This is a genomic window from Paenibacillus soyae (assembly GCF_024623455.1).
GTDB lineage: Bacteria > Bacillota > Bacilli > Paenibacillales > Paenibacillaceae > Pristimantibacillus > Pristimantibacillus soyae.
The window spans coordinates 55,280-73,506 of record NZ_JANIPJ010000013.1; the positions used below are offsets into that span (position 1 = coordinate 55,280).

The window sequence follows — 18,227 nt, forward strand, 5'->3', positions numbered from 1 at the left end:
AGAAGTGCTACAAGGGGAGGATTTCCGGTATGAAGAAAAAGCTAGGCTTACTCATGCTCGGCATAGCGCTAGCGGGCTCGCTCACGGCTTGCAGCTCGGGCGGCAATTCGGGAAGCAACGGAACGAACGGGGGCAACGCTCCGGGCGGGGAAGCGACGGAAACACCGAAGGATGACAAGCCCGCCGAGAAGACGAAAATCACGTATTGGACCGGCGACCGTCACGACGCGGACTATATTAAGGAGAAGATTGCCGCGTTCAACGAGACGAACGAGGACAACATCGAGGTCGAGATGGTGGTGAAAACCGAGGAGTACGACCAGGCGCTCGACATCGCTTTCGTAGGCGCGCAGGCGCCGGACGTGTTCCGGGTGAAAGAAAACACGATCCAGACGTATTACAAAAAGGGCTACTTGGAGCCGATCGACGCTTACCTGACCGAGGATATGACAACGAAATTCCCGCGCATCGACAACTTCAGCAGCTTCGAAGGCAAGACGTACAGCCTTCCGAACTACGGCTCGACGATGCGCCTCGTCTACAACATCGACCTGTTCGAGAAGGCGGGCATCGCGGAGCCGCCGAAGACGCTGGCCGAGATGGTCGAGGCCGCCCGCAAAATCACGGAAGTCGGCAAAGCCGACGGCGCTTACGGCTTCGCGCTGAACTTCAAGAGCCCGGGCAGCGCGTTCGGACGCTCCGCCCGCGTCATCGCGGAGATGAGCGGCTACGGCGGCTTCGGCTACGACTTCAAGACGGGACGGTTCGACTTTAACGGCTTCAAGGACATCATCGGCGCGTTCAAGCAGATGAAGGACGACGGCAGCATGCTTCCGGGCAGCGAGTCGCTCGACATCGATCCGCTCCGCGCGCAATTCGCGGAAGGCAAGATCGGCATGTACCTTAGCTTCTCCTCCGAGCCGGGCGTCTACAAGAATCAATTCCCTGCCAAGATCAGATGGGCGGGAGCGCTTCCTCCGACGATCGACGGCAACGTGAAGGGCGTGGCCGGCTTCCTGGGCGGGCAATGGATGGTCATGAGCAACCAGTCCAAAAACAAAGAAGCCGCGTGGAAGTTCATGGCATTCATGTACAGCGACGAGGTGCTGAAGGGCTACGCGGAAGGCGGCTTCGGTATTCCGATGGTGCCGCATATCGCGGAGACGGCGGCCAAGCCGCAAATCGAAGGCATCGACGGCTTCTTCCCGACCAAGTACGACGGGGTATGGCCGCTTACGCCGACCGTTACGCCGGAAGGCGCGACCAACTGGGATGAATTCTGGCGCTACGTGAACGAAGGCGGAGACTTCGACAAGCTGGCGGAGGATCTGAACAATCGTTACAATGCCGCGCTGGACAAAGCGATCGCCAGCGGCGAGGTAACGGCGCAGCCTGATCCGAGCTTCGATCCGGCCTCCATGCAGGGCGCGTTCGCGAGCGAGTAGGAAACATGATAAGCGCAAAGGGGAACCCTCGGAAGGTTTCCCTTTCTTCTAAACCAGAAGCAAGGAGGATCCGGAATGAATCGCGTTCAAAGACTGCTTAACGGCTATGGTTTTATCCTTCCGAGCCTCGTCTTTACGTTGGTGCTTGGCGTCTATCCCATCCTGTGGGCGCTGAGGTACATGTTCTACGACTACAAGGGGTACGGAACGCCGGTCTACGTCGGGCTGGACAACTTCGAGCGGCTGATGCGCGACGGGCTGTTCTGGGAATCCGTGGTGAACACCTTCGTCTATGCCGGCGGCAAGCTGGTCATCACCATTCCGCTCGCGCTGCTGCTGGCGGTTATTCTGAATCGCCGAATTCGCGGCCGGCACGCGCTGCGGGCCATCATCTTCATGCCGACGATCATCAGCTCGGCTGTCATGGCCGTCGTTTTTTTCATTGTTTTCAACTCGTACAACGGCATTCTGAACCAGCTGCTTCTCAAATACGGCCTCATCGGCCAAGCGATCGAATGGCTCGGTCCGGACTACGCGATGCTGACGATCGTGCTGATCGCGGCGTGGGGCGCCATCGGCAACTACATGCTGCTGTTCCTCGCCGGCTTGCAGAGCATCCCGGACGATATTTACGAAAGCGCGTCGCTGGACGGGGCGAATCCGATCCAGCAGTTCAGATATATCACGGTGCCGATGCTCGGCCCGGTGCTGCAGATGATCGTCATGCTGGCCATCATCAACTCGCTGAAGGGCTACGAGAGCATCATGGTGCTGACGGAGGGCGGGCCGTTCGGCAAGACGAACGTCATGTTCCTCTACGTGTACCGCCTGCTGTTCCCGGTGTCGACCGGCTCGGTCATCGAGCAGCAGATCGGCTACGGCAGCGCTGTGGGCTTCGCCAGCGCGGTCATCGTCGGGGCGATCACCGTCTTGTATTTCTACCTGTCCCGCAAGCTGAACGACATTCATTAGGAGGACGCCATCGCCATGAAAATCAACCTATCGCGAATCATCCTGTGGGCGTTCCTGCTCGCCGTCGCTTTCCTCATCCTGTTCCCCGTCGTCATGGCGTTCCTCGGCTCCTTCAAGACGAACGCGGAGGTGACGGCGGGCGGCACGATCTTCCCGGCGGAGTGGCAGTTCTCGAACTATCTGTACGCCTGGAAGGAAGCGAACTTCGCCCGGTATTCCTGGAACAGCCTGTTCGTGTCCGCCGTGACGACGGCCGCGACGCTTGTCATCGTCTCGATGGCGGCGTACGCCGTCGACCGGCTGAGCTTCCCCGGCAAGAAGCTGTTCGTGGGCATTCAAGCCGCCACCATGTTCGTCACGATCGGGGCGGTCGTGCTCCGGCCGCAGTTCGAGCTGATGATCGACTTGAAGCTGCACACGTCGCTGTGGGGCGTCATTCTCATCCTGATCAGCGCGCATGCCTCGGTGTTCTTCATTCTGCTTAGCTACATGAAGTCGGTGCCGCGCGATCTGGACGAAGCGGCGATGATCGACGGGGCGAGCTTCCTGCGCACGTACCGCTCGGTCATCCTGCCGCTGCTGGCGCCGGGTCTCGGCGTGGCCGGCTTGTTCACCTTCCGGTACGCCTGGAATGAATTCATCCTTCCGCAAGTGTTCACGATGAACAGTCCGCATCTGCAGACGCTTACCGTCGGCCTCGCGGCGCTCCGGTACGGATCGTCCGCGGCGGCGCAGACGCATATCATGATGGCCGGCGCCTGCTTGTCGATCCTGCCGCTGCTCGCGGCGTACTTGATCGCCAACAAATCGTTCATGCAGGTGACGGCCGGATCCATCAAAGGTTAGGAGCTGACGACTTTATGAATATGCAATTGCCTTCGCGCATCGGAGACCTGGCCTCGAGCCCGGTCGTCTTCCGCAGCCCGCTTAATCCGATCCTGACGCCCGCGCAGGTGCCATACGGACCGGCGCTCGTGTTCAACGCCGGCGTCTGCAAGTTTAACGGCAAATACGTGATGGTGTTCCGCAACGATTACGGCAACGCGGACACGCATGTGCTCGAGCCCCATCATACGACCGATCTCGGCGTCGCGTTCAGCGACGACGGCATCTATTGGGATGTCCGTCCCGAGCCGTGCCTGAAGCTCCATGACGAAGAGATCGTGCGCGTGTACGATCCGCGGCTGACGGTGCTCGACGGCCGCTGCTACATGTGCTTCGCCGTCGATACGCTGCACGGCATCCGCGGCGGGATAGCCGTCACGGACGACTTCGTCGATTTCGAAATCCTAAGCATGTCCGGCCCGGACAACCGGAACATGGTGCTGTTCCCGGAGCGCGTCGGCGGTAAGTTCGTTCGTCTCGAGCGTCCGTTCACGGTCTACAGCCGCGGCGGCAAGGACCGCTTCGACACATGGATCTCGGACTCGCCGGACCTCCGCTACTGGGGGAACTCGAAGCTGCTGCTGGCGGTCGAGCAGGTGCCTTTCGCCAATGACAAGATCGGCCCGGCCGCTCCGCCGGTGCGCACGGAGCACGGCTGGCTGACGCTGTTCCATGCCGTCGACATCGACGCCTCCCGAGGCAAGAACGGCTGGGAGGACAGCTGGAAGAAGCGGTATACCGCGGGCATCATGCTGCTCGATCTCGAACGTCCGGACCGCATCATCGGGATGAGCCGCGAGCCGCTGCTCGCGCCGGAGGCCAGCTACGAGGTGTCGGGCGGATTCCGCGACCATGTCATCTTCCCCGGCGGCATGATTCTGGAGGATAGCGGCGAAGTGAAAATGTATTACGGGGCGGCGGATGCGGTCGAGTGTCTGGCGACCGCCCATGTCGACGATCTGGTACGTTTGTGCCTGGATGGAGCGGTGCGATGACGGGCGGGGGAGCAAAGCAGACGGACGCGGTGATGGGAGGGAGAGCTTCCACATCGTCTCCCGACGCGCTGGCCGGGTCGTTCGCCGAGCCGGACGCGCGGTACCGCCCCTCGCCGCTCTGGGCATGGAACGACGAGATGACGGAGGAGCTCGTGCGGGAGCAGCTGCGCGAGATGAAAGCCCGCGGCTTAGGCGGAGCCTTCGTCAATCCGCGTCCGGGTCTCGTCAATCCGTACCTGTCGGAGGAGTGGTTCTCGCTCTGGGGTGCCGCGCTGGAGGAAGCCGAGCGGCTGGACATGAAGCTGTACGTCTACGACGAGAACTCGTACCCGTCGGGCTTCGCGGGCGGCCATGTGCCGGCGGAGCTGCCGGACTGCCTGGCGACTGCCGTTATCATGCGCGAGCTCGCCTACGAGGAGCTGGCGGATTTCCTGCCGATCGCTTCGGGCACGCTGAACAAGCCGGGACATCCGATCCGGGTATTCGCTCTCGGCGGTCGTTCGGCGTCCGGCGAGCTCGCGGTGTCCCGCGACGTGACGCTCGAGCCGTTCGGGAAGTGGCGGTCGTTCGGCGACCGCTTCCTGCTGTTCGAGATCGGGGCGCCGGAGACGAACGCGTGGCTGGGCGGCTTTGCCTATACGGACCTGCTGCGTCCTGAGGTGGCCGAGCTGTTCCTGAGCAGCACTTACGATGCGTACCGGCAGCGGTACGGGGACAAGTTCGGCACCGTCGTGCCCGCGATCTTCACGGACGAGCCGGAGATTTCGCCGGGCAATCTGTTCCGACAGGCCGGCTCCGACTTCCTGCCGTTCAGCTACTGGTTCGGCGGGCAATTCGCCGAGCGCAACGGCTATGATATTAAAGACTATTTGCCATGCCTGTTCCGCGACGTGACGACGGATTCGTTCGACCGGGACGCCAAAAAGGTGCGTTACGATTATTACGACACGATTCACGAGCTGTGGGTCGACAACTTTTTCCGCCCGATCTCGGCTTGGTGCATGGAGCACGGGATCGCTTGGACGGGGCATTTCGTCGAGCATAACTGGCCGTATCCATGGGGGCGTTCGTCGCCTGCGGTCATGTCGCTCTACGCCTATATGCAGTGGCCGGCCGTGGACATTCTGCGGGCGAACAGCCTTCGCCAGCCCGGGCACGAGGGGGAGGAGATGCTGGCGCTCGTGCTTCGCGAGGCGAGCAGCGCCGCCAACCAGCTGGGCCGCGAGCGCGTCTTGTGCGAAGCGTACGGGGCGGGAGGCTGGGATTCCGACTTCAAGGATTACAAGCGAATCGGCGACTGGCTGTACGCGCACGGCATTAATTTTCTCGCGCCGCACATGATCCTCTCGTCCATCTCCGGCGCCCGGAAGCGGGACCATCCGCAATCGTTCGATTGGCGGCAGTCGTGGTGGGAGGAATACGGAGAGCTGAACGATTACTTCGGCCGGCTGTCTTACTTGCTCTCCCAGGGCGAGACGCATAACCGGATCTTGCTTCTGAATCCGTGCCTCTCCGCGTACCTGGAGACGCCGGGCTCGCAGCAGGGCGAGCTGAGGGTGAACGATTCGCCGCGGCATCCCGACATGAGCCTGTTCCTGACCGCCGTGCAGCGGCTGTGCGACCGGGGCTTCAACTACGATCTGGGCGACGAATATATTTTGGGCAGCCATGGGGGGACGGAAGGGACGTCGTTCATCGTCGGGCAACGCCGTTACGATGTCGTTGTCGTCCCGGACAGCATGGTTACAGTGCGGGCATCGACGTATGCGCTACTTGAGGCCTATCTGGAAGGCGGCGGCGTCGTGCTGGCGCTTGGCGAAGCGGGAAGCCGCATTAACGGCTCATGGAATGCCGTGGCGTGGGAGAGGCTGACCTCGCACCCAGGCTGGGTGCGGGTAGGCGGGATCGACGGGCTGCTGCAGGAGCTAAGGCGGCTTGCGCCTCCCCGCCTGGAGTGGGCGGAGCCGGAGCGACTGCCTCCAGGCATCCACCATCTGCGCCGCGTCATGCCGGACGGCAGCGTCGTCTATTTTGTGGCGAATGGCAGCACGCACATCGTTCGTGGCGAATTCGTCGTGGAAGGCAAACGTATAGAGCGGCTTGATCCGTGGACGGGCAGGACGGAGGAGATGGCGTACCGCCGAGAGGAGAGTCGCTTGATGGCGACGGCCGAGCTGCCGCCAGAGGGGTCGCTGCTTGTTCGGGTGTATCAGGACGGAGAAGCGGGCGACTCACCGGAAGACGTCGATGCCGGAAGCATGCCGGCAATCCGTCCGGATGCTTCGGCCGTCGTCGTTCCGCTCACGGGTTCGACGCGAGTCACGCCGGAGAGGGACAATCTGCTCGTCCTGGACTATTGCGACCTGAAGCTCGGGGGCAAGGAGTACGCGGGAATCGGCGTTCTTCACGCCCAGAAGCTCGTGTACGAGCATCATGGCTTCGAAGCGAATCCATGGGACAACGCGGTGCAGTTCAAGCGGCGGCTTATTGACCGCAATGGCTTCTCCTGTAAGAGCGGCTTCGAGGTTGCATACCGGTTCCGTGTCGCTCCCGGCTGCGCGCCCGCCAAGCTCGAGCTATGGGCGGAACGGGGTGACATGTATCAGCTCAGGGTGAATGGGCAAGCGGTCGAATGGACGGCAGAAAACCCGGATTTGGAGCAGCATCTGCGCGCGGCCTCCATTGCCGAATTCGTTGTCGAGGGCGACAACCGGATCGAGCTCGAAGCGCGGCCGTTCGACATTCGGATGGAACTGGAGGCAGTCTATTTATCCGGCGAGTTCGCCGTGGTTGAACAGGAGGGCGGCTGGATCATCGATCGTCCCGTGCCGATGACGCTAGGCTCTTGGAAGGAGCAAGGGCGTCCGTTCTATCCCTATGCCGCCGTGTACGAGAACGAGGTTCTGCTGGGGGATACAAAGGGCAGGCGGTACGCAGTCAAGCTGCCGAGCTGGTCCGGCACGGTCGCGTCGCTCGAGGTGAACGGGCAAGCCGCAGGACTGTTCGGCGTCGGCAAAGGTGAGGAAATCGACGTAACGAATTGCGTTGCTGAGGGCGTGAACCGGATTCGCGTTCGGGTATGCGGCAGCTTCAAAAACCTGCTAGGGCCGTTCCACGATCCGAACCGCACCCGCAAGACGGCATGGCCGTCGTTCTGGAAGACGGCACCCGTGCAGGGACCCCCGCCCGCGGCCGAATACGACCTGCTGGAATTGGGGCTATGGGATGATTTCGAGGTTTTCGCGACATATAGAAGCTGACAATCATGTGCATGAAGAAACGGCAGACTTGAGGTCTGCCGTTTCTTTGCGTTCATTTTGCCGCCTGCAATTGGACTGCCACTCTGATTAACATTTATGGTTAATTTTATGTAATATGGAAGCGGAGCGTTGGGAAGCATAATGGCAGAAGGAGCTGATCTTGGTGGACGCCGAACAGAAAAAGGAACTCGAACACATTATCCAGAGCTACCGCGATACGAACTTGGACTCGATCAACTATTGGTGGGAATACTCGGCCTTTGATACATGGCGCTTCTGGCTGACGGTTATTCTGCTGCTCGTTCCTCTCGTTGTTCTTTATTTTAAGCTGGACCGCAGCCGTGTTTACCAGATTGGCTTTTACGGGTTCGCCATTCATATGCTTGGCGTCTACGTGGACACCGTAGGCACGAACTATGGTTTCTGGTCCTATCCGTACAAGATGATTCCCGTGTTGCCCACCAGCTTTACGCTGACCAGCTCGATGATCCCCGTAGCCTTCATGCTCATGTATCAATGGCAGTCCCGAAAACGGATCAATTATTATCTATGCGCCGCCGGCGTGGCCGCCGTATTCGTCTTTATTGTCCATCCGATCTTTAAGTGGCTGGATATGTTCCAGATGTATCGCGGCTTCAACTACTGGATCATGTTCGTGAATTACTTTGCCGGGGCGGTTATGGCGAAGCTATTCCTGAATGCATTCGTCTACCTCAACAAGCAGAAATGACACAATGAAGAACCTCTAAGATAAGGGTGGAGCAGGGTGGATAAACAAAAAATAATCGAGCTTATAGATTCCAATGCCGTAAAGGCGGAATCCGTAATAAGCGAGAAGATAAAGATTTGGGCCGAATACGAATTGTTTTCGGCTTATTGGTGGTTGGGTGTTGCGCTAACAGTGGTTCCATGGGTTATTTGGTTCATATTTAGGCCCAAATACAGTACAGACCGATTACTTTATGTTGGGTTAATGGTTATGGTTTTTTCAATGACTGCAGATGTACTAGGGGATCAATTTGCTTTGTGGCATTATAGGTTTAATGTAATTCCCATACTTCCGACATACATACCTTGGGACTTAACACTAATGCCTGTTACCATAATGCTAATTTTGCAAATAAAACCAAACTCAAATGTTTATCTCAAAGCCTTGCTATTTGCATTGATTTCATCTTATATCGCTGAGCCGATTTTCCATTGGCTGGGGGTGTATAACCCTAAAAACTGGAGATACACATATTCCGTTATGATCCAATTTCTTCTCTTTTTAGCTGCCAATTATATGCTGAAGAGCAGGAATGAATTTGAACAAATCCGGTAAGCTGTTTAGCATCTTTATAGCTGCTGTTTAATGGCCTTAATCGCTGCAAAATGCATGCCTTCGTGATACAAACAAAAACTGAGGCATTCCTTAACTGTCGTTACTTCAAGCCCGGACGAAGTCACAAACGGTTTCTCGAGCTCGTCTTCCAGACGGAGCTCCAAGGTTTGCTCGATCCGTTCGATTTGCTTGGATAGCAACAGCACAATTTCCTCCATGCCTGGCACTTGCGTTCCCCCGTTTTCGGGCTTAGTGCCAGGTGCAAATCGTTCCGCAAAAAGCTTAGACAGCTCCATATTTTCATTCGTTAACGCAAAAGCGAACCTTTCATGGACAAAAAGAATGTGTCCAAGGTTCCACAGAATATTGTTGTTAAAGCCTGACGGTACAGTGCGCGCTTTTTCCTCGCTCAGCTCTTTGACATGTTTGATCGTTTGGTCCCGGACAAATCGTAATTGTTTAAACAGGTAATTGTTCAATGTAAAACCCTCCAATGGAAAGATAGATATTGTTCTCCGTCGATTAAATCATCAGGTTCGCCCTGCGCACATCAACCTCGTTTAAAATCGATGAATTCGTCATCATCAACGATTCCTCCGACTAGTAGATTTCGCTAGTATCCAGTAAAATCCTTTTTTGTATGTGAGCCTGAACCTCTTCTCGTCTTGTTCGAGCACGTCGCCCACTATATGATAATGGGGACGACATTGTTAGAACGGAGGGGCGGGACCGATGAACGAGAAGGTCATGGTCATCGAGGACGAACGGAAAATCGCGGACGCAATCGCTTATGCCTTGCGTAGAGAAGGCTATGTGGTCGAGGTTGCCGATCACGGCGAGCGGGGACTTGCGAGGCTGAGAGAATTTCGCCCGGATGCCATTATATTGGATGTGATGCTCCCCGGCTTGGATGGCTACGATATTCTGAAGAAGCTGCGGGATAAGGAGCGGATCGGGGTCATCATGCTGACGGCCAAAGAAGATATCGTCCATAAGGTGCTCGGGCTGGAGCTCGGCGCCGACGATTATATGACGAAGCCGTTCGACATGCGGGAGCTGCTCGCCCGCCTGAAGTCCTTGCTGCGAAGATTGCAGGCGGCAGGGAACAAAGAGGCGCCGGTTGACATCGGTTTGGGCGGCATTTCGCTGCAGGTGGACAAAAGATCGGCTGCCGCGGGCGGCCGGAAGCTGGAGCTGACGCCCAAGGAATTCGATCTGCTGTCGCTGCTGGCATCGAATGCGGGCAGAGTGTATACGAGAGAGCAGCTTCTAGATTTGGTGTGGGGCTTCGATTATGTAGGAGGCACGCGCACCGTGGATATTCACGTGCAGCGGGTGAGGAAGAAGCTGGGTCCCGATTATGCCGACCTCATCCAGACCGTTCACGGAATCGGGTACAAGGCGGCGGGGGGACAAGGTGAGAATTAGCATTAAGTTCAAATTCAGCCTGTTCCTGGCCGTATTGCTGCTCCTGACCGTGGTTCTGTTAAGCGTGCTTGTGCTGGAAGGTATTAAGAGCAATCAGCGGGAGCAGGTCGAGTCGTATTTCGCCCAGCAGGCGGCGACCGCGAACGCGTATTTCATCCAGACGCTGTTGGAGGAGCCGAACAAGATGCCGCAATCGTACTTGGCGGAGAAGGGAACCGAGTTCGCGGATCAGCTGGAGGAGATAAGCGGACAATTGGTAATGGTGTACGACGAGAACGGGGAGAACGTCGAACGAACGGCGCACCAAGCGGATACCGGCGGGCTCGAGCAGACGCTGCTGTTCGCGCTGGCTAATAAGACGGCGTATCTGGTCGAGAAGGACACTCTGTATTATTTGACCCCGTTAAGGGTTCGCGGCGAGCAGGTGGGGGTTGTGCGGTTCGATTATTCCTTGGCGGACAATATGGCCTTCTATAATCGGATCAAGCAGCTGTTCCTCTCTATCGGCGCGGGTGTCTTCCTGCTCAGCTTCGCGCTCGCTTACGCGTATTTCCATTCGTTCGCCCGCGGCATCATTCGGCTGAAAGAGACGGTGGGGCGCATTCGGGAGGGGCAGTTCGAGGTCGCCGCGCTCAAGCGGAAGGACGAGATCGGAGAGCTCGGCGAAGGCATCCGCGCGATGAGCGAGCAGATCCGGAGCACGATATGGGACAAGGATGAGGAGCGGGGCAAGCTGGAGCTCGCGGTGCGCAAGCTGTCCGAGCTCGACCGACAGCAGAAGCAGTTCATCGGCAACGTCACCCACGAGTTCAAGACGCCGCTGACCTCCATCAAAGCCTACCTCGATCTGCTCGACATGTATCCGGACGACGCGCAGCTGCTGGATACCGCGAAAGCGAGCATTCAGAGCGAGACGCAGCGGTTGTACGAGATGGTCGAGAAGGTGCTCCAGCTCTCTGCCCTTGATAAGTACGAATTCGAATACAACAAGGAGCGGCTCGAAGTGAAGCGGGTTATCGAATCGGTATTAAGCGGGTTGCGGGGGAAAATGGAGAAGTTCGGCATCCGGCTGGAGACGGAGCTGCACGAGGCTCACGCCGAAGCGGACCGGGACGCCGTGACGATCGTGCTCGCGAATCTGCTGGACAACGCCATCAAATACAACAAACCGCAAGGCCGCATCGTCGTGAAGAACGCCGCGTCGGACGGCCGGATTACGATTGATATCGCAGACACGGGAATCGGCATACCGGAGGAAGTCGCGCATCACATCTTCGAGCCGTTCTATACCGTGGACCGAAACCGATCGCGGGAGCATGGCGGCGCCGGCCTGGGACTATCGCTCGCGAGGCAATACGCGGAATCGCAAGGGGGCTCGATCTCGCTCGTGAAGACGGGGCAGGAGGGCACCGCGTTCAGAATCTCGCTCCCCGCTCACGGTTCGTCGCAGCGATAATGATCTCTTCGCTGGATACGATTGTTTACATTTTGGAAACATCCGTTTGTTATTTCGGAACAACTTGTTGGTACAGTAAGGATCGAGGAGGCGATTAAAGATGAACAGATCGAAAATGAAACTAATCGCATGCGTCCCGGTCCTGCTGATCGGGCTTGCCGCTTGCAGCTCGGATAATACGGGAGACCGGACGGTCATCAAGGAGCCGGGAAAAACGATAACGGTCATCGACGATGCGGGCAAGGAGACAAGCGAGCCCGTCGTAGAGGTGGAGAGGATCGAAAGCCTAGTCCAGTTGGAGCTGTACGGCTGGCTGGATGAGGAGAGGGTTATCGTGTCCCGGGAGAATGAAAGTCTTGCGAAGATGAAGCTGGAGGAGCTCGCGGACTCCCATCCGAGGAGCTTGTATGTGTACGATTTGCTCACGGACGACTACGAGCCGCTCAAGGAGCAGGACAACGCGTTCCTCGGCGGCGCCGCCTTGTCTCCCGACAAGAAGCACCTGATCTACCAGGAGTACACGCTCGGCGATCCGGTCTTCCATGTCATGAACTTGGAGACACGCGCGACGTTCGGGCTTCACGGCGAACCGATCGGAGGGGCGATCAGCGCGAAGTGGGCGGATGACGGAACGGTGATCGGCGCGTCGTATGCGGGCGGGGCTTACGCGGCCAGCGTCACGGGAGAGATCGATACGATCGCCGGTCTGGAGGATGATGGCGCGCTGTTCCTTGTCGAGCCGACGAAGGATATGATCTATTACAATACGAACTCCGACAGCGCCTTAATGGCGTTCAACCGCGCAACCAAGGAGACGGCGAGCTTGGGGTTCGATCAAGCGTACGACATCGTGCCATCGCCTGACGGCACTCATCTGCTGGTGCTTCAGCAGAACGGCTCCCGCAAAACGTTGACTCTCTGCGACGCGGACGGCGGCAGCCGCAAGACGATAGCGGAAGGGACGGAGCTGGGCGGGATATCCTGGTCGCCGGATCAGCGAATGATCGCCTACAGCATGAAGGGGGACGCGAACGGCACTGCCATTCAGGGTCTTCAGCTCTATGATCTGTTAACCGGCGAGACGACTCCGATCGCCGTCGATGTCGAAATCGAGAGCGTGTCTACCCACTGGAACGCCTCTGGAGAGAAGCTGGCTTATACGGAGTGGGACGGCGAGCAAACGAGCAGCCATATTGTAAGCTTGAAGTATTCGCTTCGGTAACCGCCGGCTCGTCACGACGATTCTGTACGTGCGTACCATTGGTTGCCGGGTGCCCTCCAACCCTGAATAGGTGCCCTTCGATGTCATGTGCCAACCGGCGGATCATTTGATCCTCCGGTTGGTTTAGCTGCATGAACGTGGTTATCATTAAATAATGGAAGTGCGGCAGAACCCAATAATAGTACAGCGATCATAAGACTCGATAGCAGAATGACAATCTGCCGAAAACTGAAGCAGCTAACGGAACTCACAAACCTTATCTGCGCTTAAAATAGTATTTATGAATGCTTACGGAACTATAAGCCCTTATTCATCCGAATGACCCTTGTCCACCACCATAATGGTGCAAATAGCGGCGGACAGTTCCGTTAAGATCCATATACCACCATAAAAATAGGAAATAACGTCTGTGAGTTCCGTTAGGTTTCTGCAGCTTAGTGGTTTTATAAAACTGTGCTTTAGCTTAATGGGAATGAGTAGCTGCTGCACCCAGGTAACTGCTCCGTGATTGGTTGAATGGGTTGAAATAAGGCTCTCAACTATTGCAATGGAGTTGTTCGAGATGTTCGCATCTTAAGCAAAAATAGACCAATGGCCGGAGCCAACAAGATATGAAGGAGATAGGGGATGGAGCTTGACCATGCGTCTTCAACGCTTACAATCATGTTCATGACCAAGAAAGAATATTGCATATGGTCGGAACCGTTAGCTGGAAGATTTCGGATCGCCGGGAGAAAGGAAGGAATCTGGATGTATTTGTCGAAAAATAAATGACATGTCATTCATCAGGAGCCCGCTTTCATGACGGTAACGGCGAAACGCCTCTTTATATTTTTGCTTCCTGTTCTATTATTGTTGGTCTCCTGCACGTCCCAAAGCCCGGGAGCGGAGCGGCAGGCTCCCCAGGCTGTGATGGGCGTTCTGGACCTAACGGACTGGACCATCGATCGGCCCATTGCCTTGGACGGCGAATGGGCTTTTTATTGGCATAAGCTGTACGACCCGGAGCAGCTGGCGCGAGAACTGCCGGACGCTTACGCGAAAGTCCCGTCCGCATGGAACGCGAGCGCGGACTTCGAGCGCTACGGTTACGCCACGTATTCGCTTATCGTTAAGCACGACGGACAAGCCTCGGACATGGAGCTTTATATTCCTTCGATCTCAACCGCGTACACGATATGGGTGAACGGCGAGCGAGTTTGGGATAACGGGCAGGCCGGCACGAACGAGAAGAGTATGGACCCCCACAAAGAGAAGCGTGTACTGACCGTTTCCTCTCCCGCTCATGAGCTTCGCTTGGTGGTGCAGGTATCCAACTATATGCATCCTCGCAGCGGAATAACCGAGAGCATGGAGCTGGGGCCCGTCGGCACCTTGTCGGAGGAGCAGCTGAAGCAGGCTGCCTACGATATGTTCCTGACAGGAGGGTTATGCCTGATCGGGCTGTACCATCTGGGCTTGTTCCTCATGAGAAGGAGCGATGCGGCTCCGCTATTTTTTGCCGTATACTGCCTAGTCATCTCGCTTCGAAGCTTTCTTACCGGGGAGACGGTCGTCTATCGCTTTCTGCCTGGCGTCCCTTGGGAGGCTTGGGTAAGGGCGGAGTATCTATGCCTTGTTATTAGCGTGATCTCGTTTACTTTGTTTTTGCGCCGCGTCTATCCGAAGGAAATGTCGGACCGGATTATCTCGGTGTTTATCGCGTTCAGCGTCGTGTACGGCGGCGTCATCGCGGTATCCAAGCTGCGCCATTTCATGTTCCTTCTGCCTTACTTCCAGATCGTCATCGTTGTGGCGATTAGCTATGCCCTCTTCGTGTTCGTGCTGGCCACGATCCGCAGAAGAGAGGGGGCGGCCATATCGGTAGGCGGAGCTTTCTTGCTGACGTTAAGCGTATTTAACGACGTGCTTTACAATCAAGGGCTCATCCATACGGGATACATGGTGCCGATCGGTCTCCTGATCTTCATCATTTCCCAGTCCTTCATCCTCGGGATGAGCTATTCGAAATCTTTTGCTTCCAGCGAGGATCTGGCCGCCAAGCTCCGCCAGCTGAACAGCTCCTTGGAGGAGAAAGTGAAGGAGCGGACGCTGGAGCTCGAAGAGGCGAACCGATGGCTGGAGAAGCAGACGCTGATCGACGGGCTGACCGGCATCGCGAATCGGACCCACTTCAATGCTGTCTTCAAGCGGATGATGGATGCAGGACAGGAACGGAGTATTTCTCTACTCGTGATGGATATCGACCACTTCAAATGCTATAACGACACGTACGGCCATCTGGCTGGCGACGAGTGCCTGAAGCAGGTTGCCGGGGCCATTCATAACGTAGCCGAACGGAGTCACGGTCTGGCAGCCCGGTACGGAGGGGAGGAGTTCATCATGATCGCGGAAGCGGGACCCGAGGAGGCGGCCGAATTGGCGGAGGAGGTCGTATCCTCCATCCGGGCTCTCGGCATTCCTCATGCCGCTTCGGGGGCGGCTCCCTTCGTGACGCTTAGCTGCGGCGTCGTGTCGTATACGTCGCGGCGCGAAGCGCCGGCGTCCCTCGCCGCTCTATACGAGCTGGCGGATCAGGCGCTGTACAGAGCCAAACAGCAGGGTCGGAACGGCTATGTGTATGAACCGGCTCCTCTTGAACAATAAGACTTGCATCGCTAAAAAAAGTTAGGGCGGTCGGCAGCTACTTGTCGATCGCCTCTTTCGTTTGTCGATCAACCTCGACTCCCGCCTGTTGACATTCCAAACTGTAACATATATAATTACAGTAACGAATAACAAGTAACTTTCTTTTTTTAACCGATGTGTACTCGAATAAGTTACAGTTAGTCGGATGATGAAATACGTTAACGATGGGCGGTGCATGGAGATGAGATTCAATGTTAGCGATTGGGTTCATGGGAAGACGGTCGAAGGCGAGATGGTATACGGTTTTGTCGAGGCGGTGGATTCCGTGCAAGGCATCGTCACGATATACGTCGTCAAATCGGATCAGGAAGATCGAGTCGGACGCGAGGTGGACGTCCGGTCCAGCACGGTGAGGAAAGTGCCGGATGCCAAGACTGGCGATTTCCGCGTTCCCGAGCTCATCGACTTGGCTTTGGCTACCTGGGATGAAGCCTGGTTTAGAGAGTTAACGGGGGAAGGCGGCCGGTCAACCGCTTATTCCGAGGGCGGAACCGCAACGAAGGTTCCCCCGGCGAACCGGGTAAGCCGATTTCTGAGATAATGGATAGGGTGGGAGCAGACAATGAGGTCTGCTTCTTTTTTTGTGCGCGCTTAGCGAGAGATAGCGACTTGTTTAGTTGAGCTCGACAAATTTTTTCTATATGAACGAACGTTAACTATTGACGAGTTAACGTTCGTTCATATAGAATGTGTTGGGTAATGTTTACAGCCGTAAATAACGAGAGGAGAAAAACAAATGAGCACTTTAGCGTTTCCAAAGCTTCAAGAGAACCATGGCGCCGTTGGGACGGCTTCAAAGTCATCCCTATGGTTCTCCCTGATGATGCGTACTTTATTTTTTATCGGTTTCGGATTGGTATTCGTCGGCATTTCGTTCTTGGCCGGATACGAGCATCCTATGAAGGCGGCAGAGAGATGGTGGCCCTTCCAAGCGATCCTCGCAAACATTGCGACGTATGCCGTTCTTCGCTATTTCCTTCGCAAGGAGGGCCAGTCCTATGGGAGCCTATTCGGATTCCGGAGGAGCATTACCGGATTGGATATGAAGCAGTTTGCTTGGCTGCTGGTTGTAGGGTTCGCGGTTGGGGGGATCCCGCTGTACCTGTTCTCGTATGCGATACTGGGCTCCTTCGTTCCGCCGAACCTGATGTTCCAGCCCTTGCCTGTCTGGGCAGCGATCCTTGCACTTGTCCTTTTCCCGCTAACGAATGGTCTCGTCGAAACGCCGACCTACGTAGGTTATGCGCTGCCGCGATTAAAGAGGGCTACGGGGAGCGGACGGCTGGCGATTCTGTTCGCCGGGCTGGCGTTGGCCTTCCAACACGTCGCTCTCCCGCTTGTGCTTGACGTTCCCTATATGCTGTGGCGCTTTGCAGCCTTCATTCCGCTCGGACTTGCGATTGGATTTATTTTTAGCCGCACGAAGAGGCTGCTGCCGATCGCGATGGCTCACTATGTAATGGATTTACAGCTTGCGATAACGTTGTTTGTTTACTCCATGGAATAGAACGAGGAGATGTGAACATCATGAGAAACGTGATTTTGTCTGTCGACCATTTATGCAGCTGCAAGACAGCGGCGATCCGGGATGCTCTCGCGAACATCGGCATTGCGATGACTGCAAATGTGCAAGAAGGCCGGATGAGGCTTTCCTACGACCCGGAGCATTCCTATTTTGTTGAAGGACTCGAGCTAATCGAGGCGCATGGATGTATGGTTCAAGGGCTGATAAAAGAGAGAAGTACATGCTGCGCCATGAAATGAACGAACGTTAACTATTGAAAAGAGCGGTGCGAATTTCATATAATGGATGGAATACGATCCATGAAAGAGAGGGGGGGAATAACATGGAGACGATGTTGCCTAGCCGGGAGCCGGGTCAGACAAAGCGGCGTATTCTTGAGGTGGCGATCGAGCTGTTCTCGCAGAACGGTTACTCCGCCGTATCGGTTCGCGAGATTACGAAGCATGTCGGCATTAAGGAGAGCGCCCTGTATAACCATTACAAGACGAAGGACGAAATCCTCCAGTCCATCTATCAGTTATTTACGGATGCCAGCGAGGGGAACACGCTCCCGTCGCCGGAGCAGCTGGAAGCGATGCTGCAGCATGTGGATTTGCAGACCTTCTTGAAGCAGGGCTTTGAACAATTTAAGCGCACGATCGAGAACCCCTTGCTGACGCAAATATGGAGGATTCTGAACATCGAGCAGTATCGCGACGCGCGCGCGAGGGAAATTATTTTGACGCGCATCTACAAAGGCACCATCGATTTTCTGGAATCGGCCTTTCTGCTGCTGCAGCAGAATAAGAAGATCAAGGACACCTATAGTCCGAGGATGCTCGCCGTCGAGTACCAGTATCCGATCTTCGCCATGATGACGGAATACTTGCTGCTAAGGTTCGACAACAAAGAAACGGACGAGCTGCAGCAAAGAGTGGAAGCGCATATTCAGTATTTCAACGATTACGTTAGGCCATAATCCGCCATAGTCCGTCCTGCAAGGCTGCCGTCTCTACGGCAGTTTTTTATTTTGAAAAAGAATCCATTT

General features: G+C 56.3%; 16 protein-coding genes. 15 read left to right on the forward strand and 1 reads right to left on the reverse strand.

All coding sequences use genetic code 11. The annotated features are described in order from the left end of the window. The first annotated feature begins 29 nt into the window (after positions 1-29). The 7 genes from NQZ67_RS17780 (at position 30) to NQZ67_RS17810 (ending at position 8,881) form a co-directional block, all read left to right on the forward strand. Positions 30-1,445: an ABC transporter substrate-binding protein gene (locus NQZ67_RS17780; protein ID WP_257448543.1), complete on the forward strand. Its 1,416-nt coding sequence runs from the start codon at positions 30-32 to the stop codon at positions 1,443-1,445. 75 nt (positions 1,446-1,520) lie between these two features. Next, positions 1,521-2,417 carry a carbohydrate ABC transporter permease gene (locus NQZ67_RS17785; protein ID WP_257448545.1) on the forward strand — a complete coding sequence of 299 codons (897 nt, stop codon included), beginning with the start codon at positions 1,521-1,523 and terminating at the stop codon, positions 2,415-2,417. Between the two features lie 15 nt (positions 2,418-2,432). Further along, positions 2,433-3,263 (forward strand): carbohydrate ABC transporter permease, encoded by an 831-nt coding sequence (locus NQZ67_RS17790; protein ID WP_257448547.1) that lies wholly within the window; start codon positions 2,433-2,435, stop codon positions 3,261-3,263. Between the two features lie 20 nt (positions 3,264-3,283). Further along, the gene (locus NQZ67_RS17795) at positions 3,284-4,297 is read left to right on the forward strand and encodes a glycoside hydrolase family 130 protein (RefSeq protein WP_257448822.1); all 1,014 of its coding nucleotides are present in this window, start codon (positions 3,284-3,286) and stop codon (positions 4,295-4,297) included. Beyond that, positions 4,294-7,557, forward strand: a complete 3,264-nt coding sequence (locus tag NQZ67_RS17800) for a glycosyl hydrolase (protein ID WP_257448549.1) — start codon at positions 4,294-4,296, stop codon at positions 7,555-7,557. Before NQZ67_RS17795 ends, NQZ67_RS17800 begins: the two co-directional genes overlap by 4 nt. Before the next feature lie 163 nt (positions 7,558-7,720). Continuing rightward, positions 7,721-8,287, forward strand: a complete 567-nt coding sequence (locus NQZ67_RS17805; RefSeq protein WP_257448551.1) for a CBO0543 family protein — start codon at positions 7,721-7,723, stop codon at positions 8,285-8,287. A 36-nt stretch (positions 8,288-8,323) separates the two neighbouring features. After that, positions 8,324-8,881 (forward strand): CBO0543 family protein, encoded by a 558-nt coding sequence (locus tag NQZ67_RS17810; protein WP_257448553.1) that lies wholly within the window; start codon positions 8,324-8,326, stop codon positions 8,879-8,881. A gap of 14 nt (positions 8,882-8,895) precedes the next feature. Here NQZ67_RS17810 and NQZ67_RS17815 read toward each other — a convergent pair whose 3' ends face one another. Then, positions 8,896-9,360 carry a DinB family protein gene (locus NQZ67_RS17815; RefSeq protein WP_257448555.1) on the reverse strand — a complete coding sequence of 155 codons (465 nt, stop codon included), beginning with the start codon at positions 9,358-9,360 and terminating at the stop codon, positions 8,896-8,898. 253 nt (positions 9,361-9,613) lie between these two features. On the opposite strand from NQZ67_RS17815, the gene NQZ67_RS17820 reads away from it, so the two are divergent. The 8 genes from NQZ67_RS17820 (at position 9,614) to NQZ67_RS17855 (ending at position 18,158) form a co-directional block, all read left to right on the forward strand. Continuing rightward, complete coding sequence (locus NQZ67_RS17820) at positions 9,614-10,309, forward strand: response regulator transcription factor (protein ID WP_257448557.1); 696 nt, start codon at positions 9,614-9,616, stop codon at positions 10,307-10,309. Then, positions 10,299-11,765 carry a sensor histidine kinase gene (locus NQZ67_RS17825; protein WP_257448559.1) on the forward strand — a complete coding sequence of 489 codons (1,467 nt, stop codon included), beginning with the start codon at positions 10,299-10,301 and terminating at the stop codon, positions 11,763-11,765. The genes NQZ67_RS17820 and NQZ67_RS17825 overlap by 11 nt, the downstream gene beginning before the upstream one ends. A gap of 100 nt (positions 11,766-11,865) precedes the next feature. Next, positions 11,866-12,987 (forward strand): beta-propeller domain-containing protein, encoded by a 1,122-nt coding sequence (locus tag NQZ67_RS17830; protein WP_257448560.1) that lies wholly within the window; start codon positions 11,866-11,868, stop codon positions 12,985-12,987. 801 nt (positions 12,988-13,788) lie between these two features. Further along, positions 13,789-15,633 (forward strand): sensor domain-containing diguanylate cyclase, encoded by a 1,845-nt coding sequence (locus tag NQZ67_RS17835; RefSeq protein ID WP_257448562.1) that lies wholly within the window; start codon positions 13,789-13,791, stop codon positions 15,631-15,633. A gap of 223 nt (positions 15,634-15,856) precedes the next feature. After that, positions 15,857-16,216, forward strand: a complete 360-nt coding sequence (locus NQZ67_RS17840; RefSeq protein ID WP_257448564.1) for an IDEAL domain-containing protein — start codon at positions 15,857-15,859, stop codon at positions 16,214-16,216. Between the two features lie 195 nt (positions 16,217-16,411). Further along, positions 16,412-17,182: a CPBP family glutamic-type intramembrane protease gene (locus NQZ67_RS17845; protein ID WP_257448566.1), complete on the forward strand. Its 771-nt coding sequence runs from the start codon at positions 16,412-16,414 to the stop codon at positions 17,180-17,182. Positions 17,183-17,202: 20 nt separating this feature from the next. Further along, positions 17,203-17,439: a hypothetical protein gene (locus tag NQZ67_RS17850; RefSeq protein ID WP_257448568.1), complete on the forward strand. Its 237-nt coding sequence runs from the start codon at positions 17,203-17,205 to the stop codon at positions 17,437-17,439. A gap of 83 nt (positions 17,440-17,522) precedes the next feature. Further along, positions 17,523-18,158, forward strand: coding sequence for a TetR/AcrR family transcriptional regulator (locus NQZ67_RS17855; protein WP_257448570.1), 636 nt, complete (start codon positions 17,523-17,525; stop codon positions 18,156-18,158). The last annotated feature ends 69 nt before the right edge of the window (positions 18,159-18,227 follow it).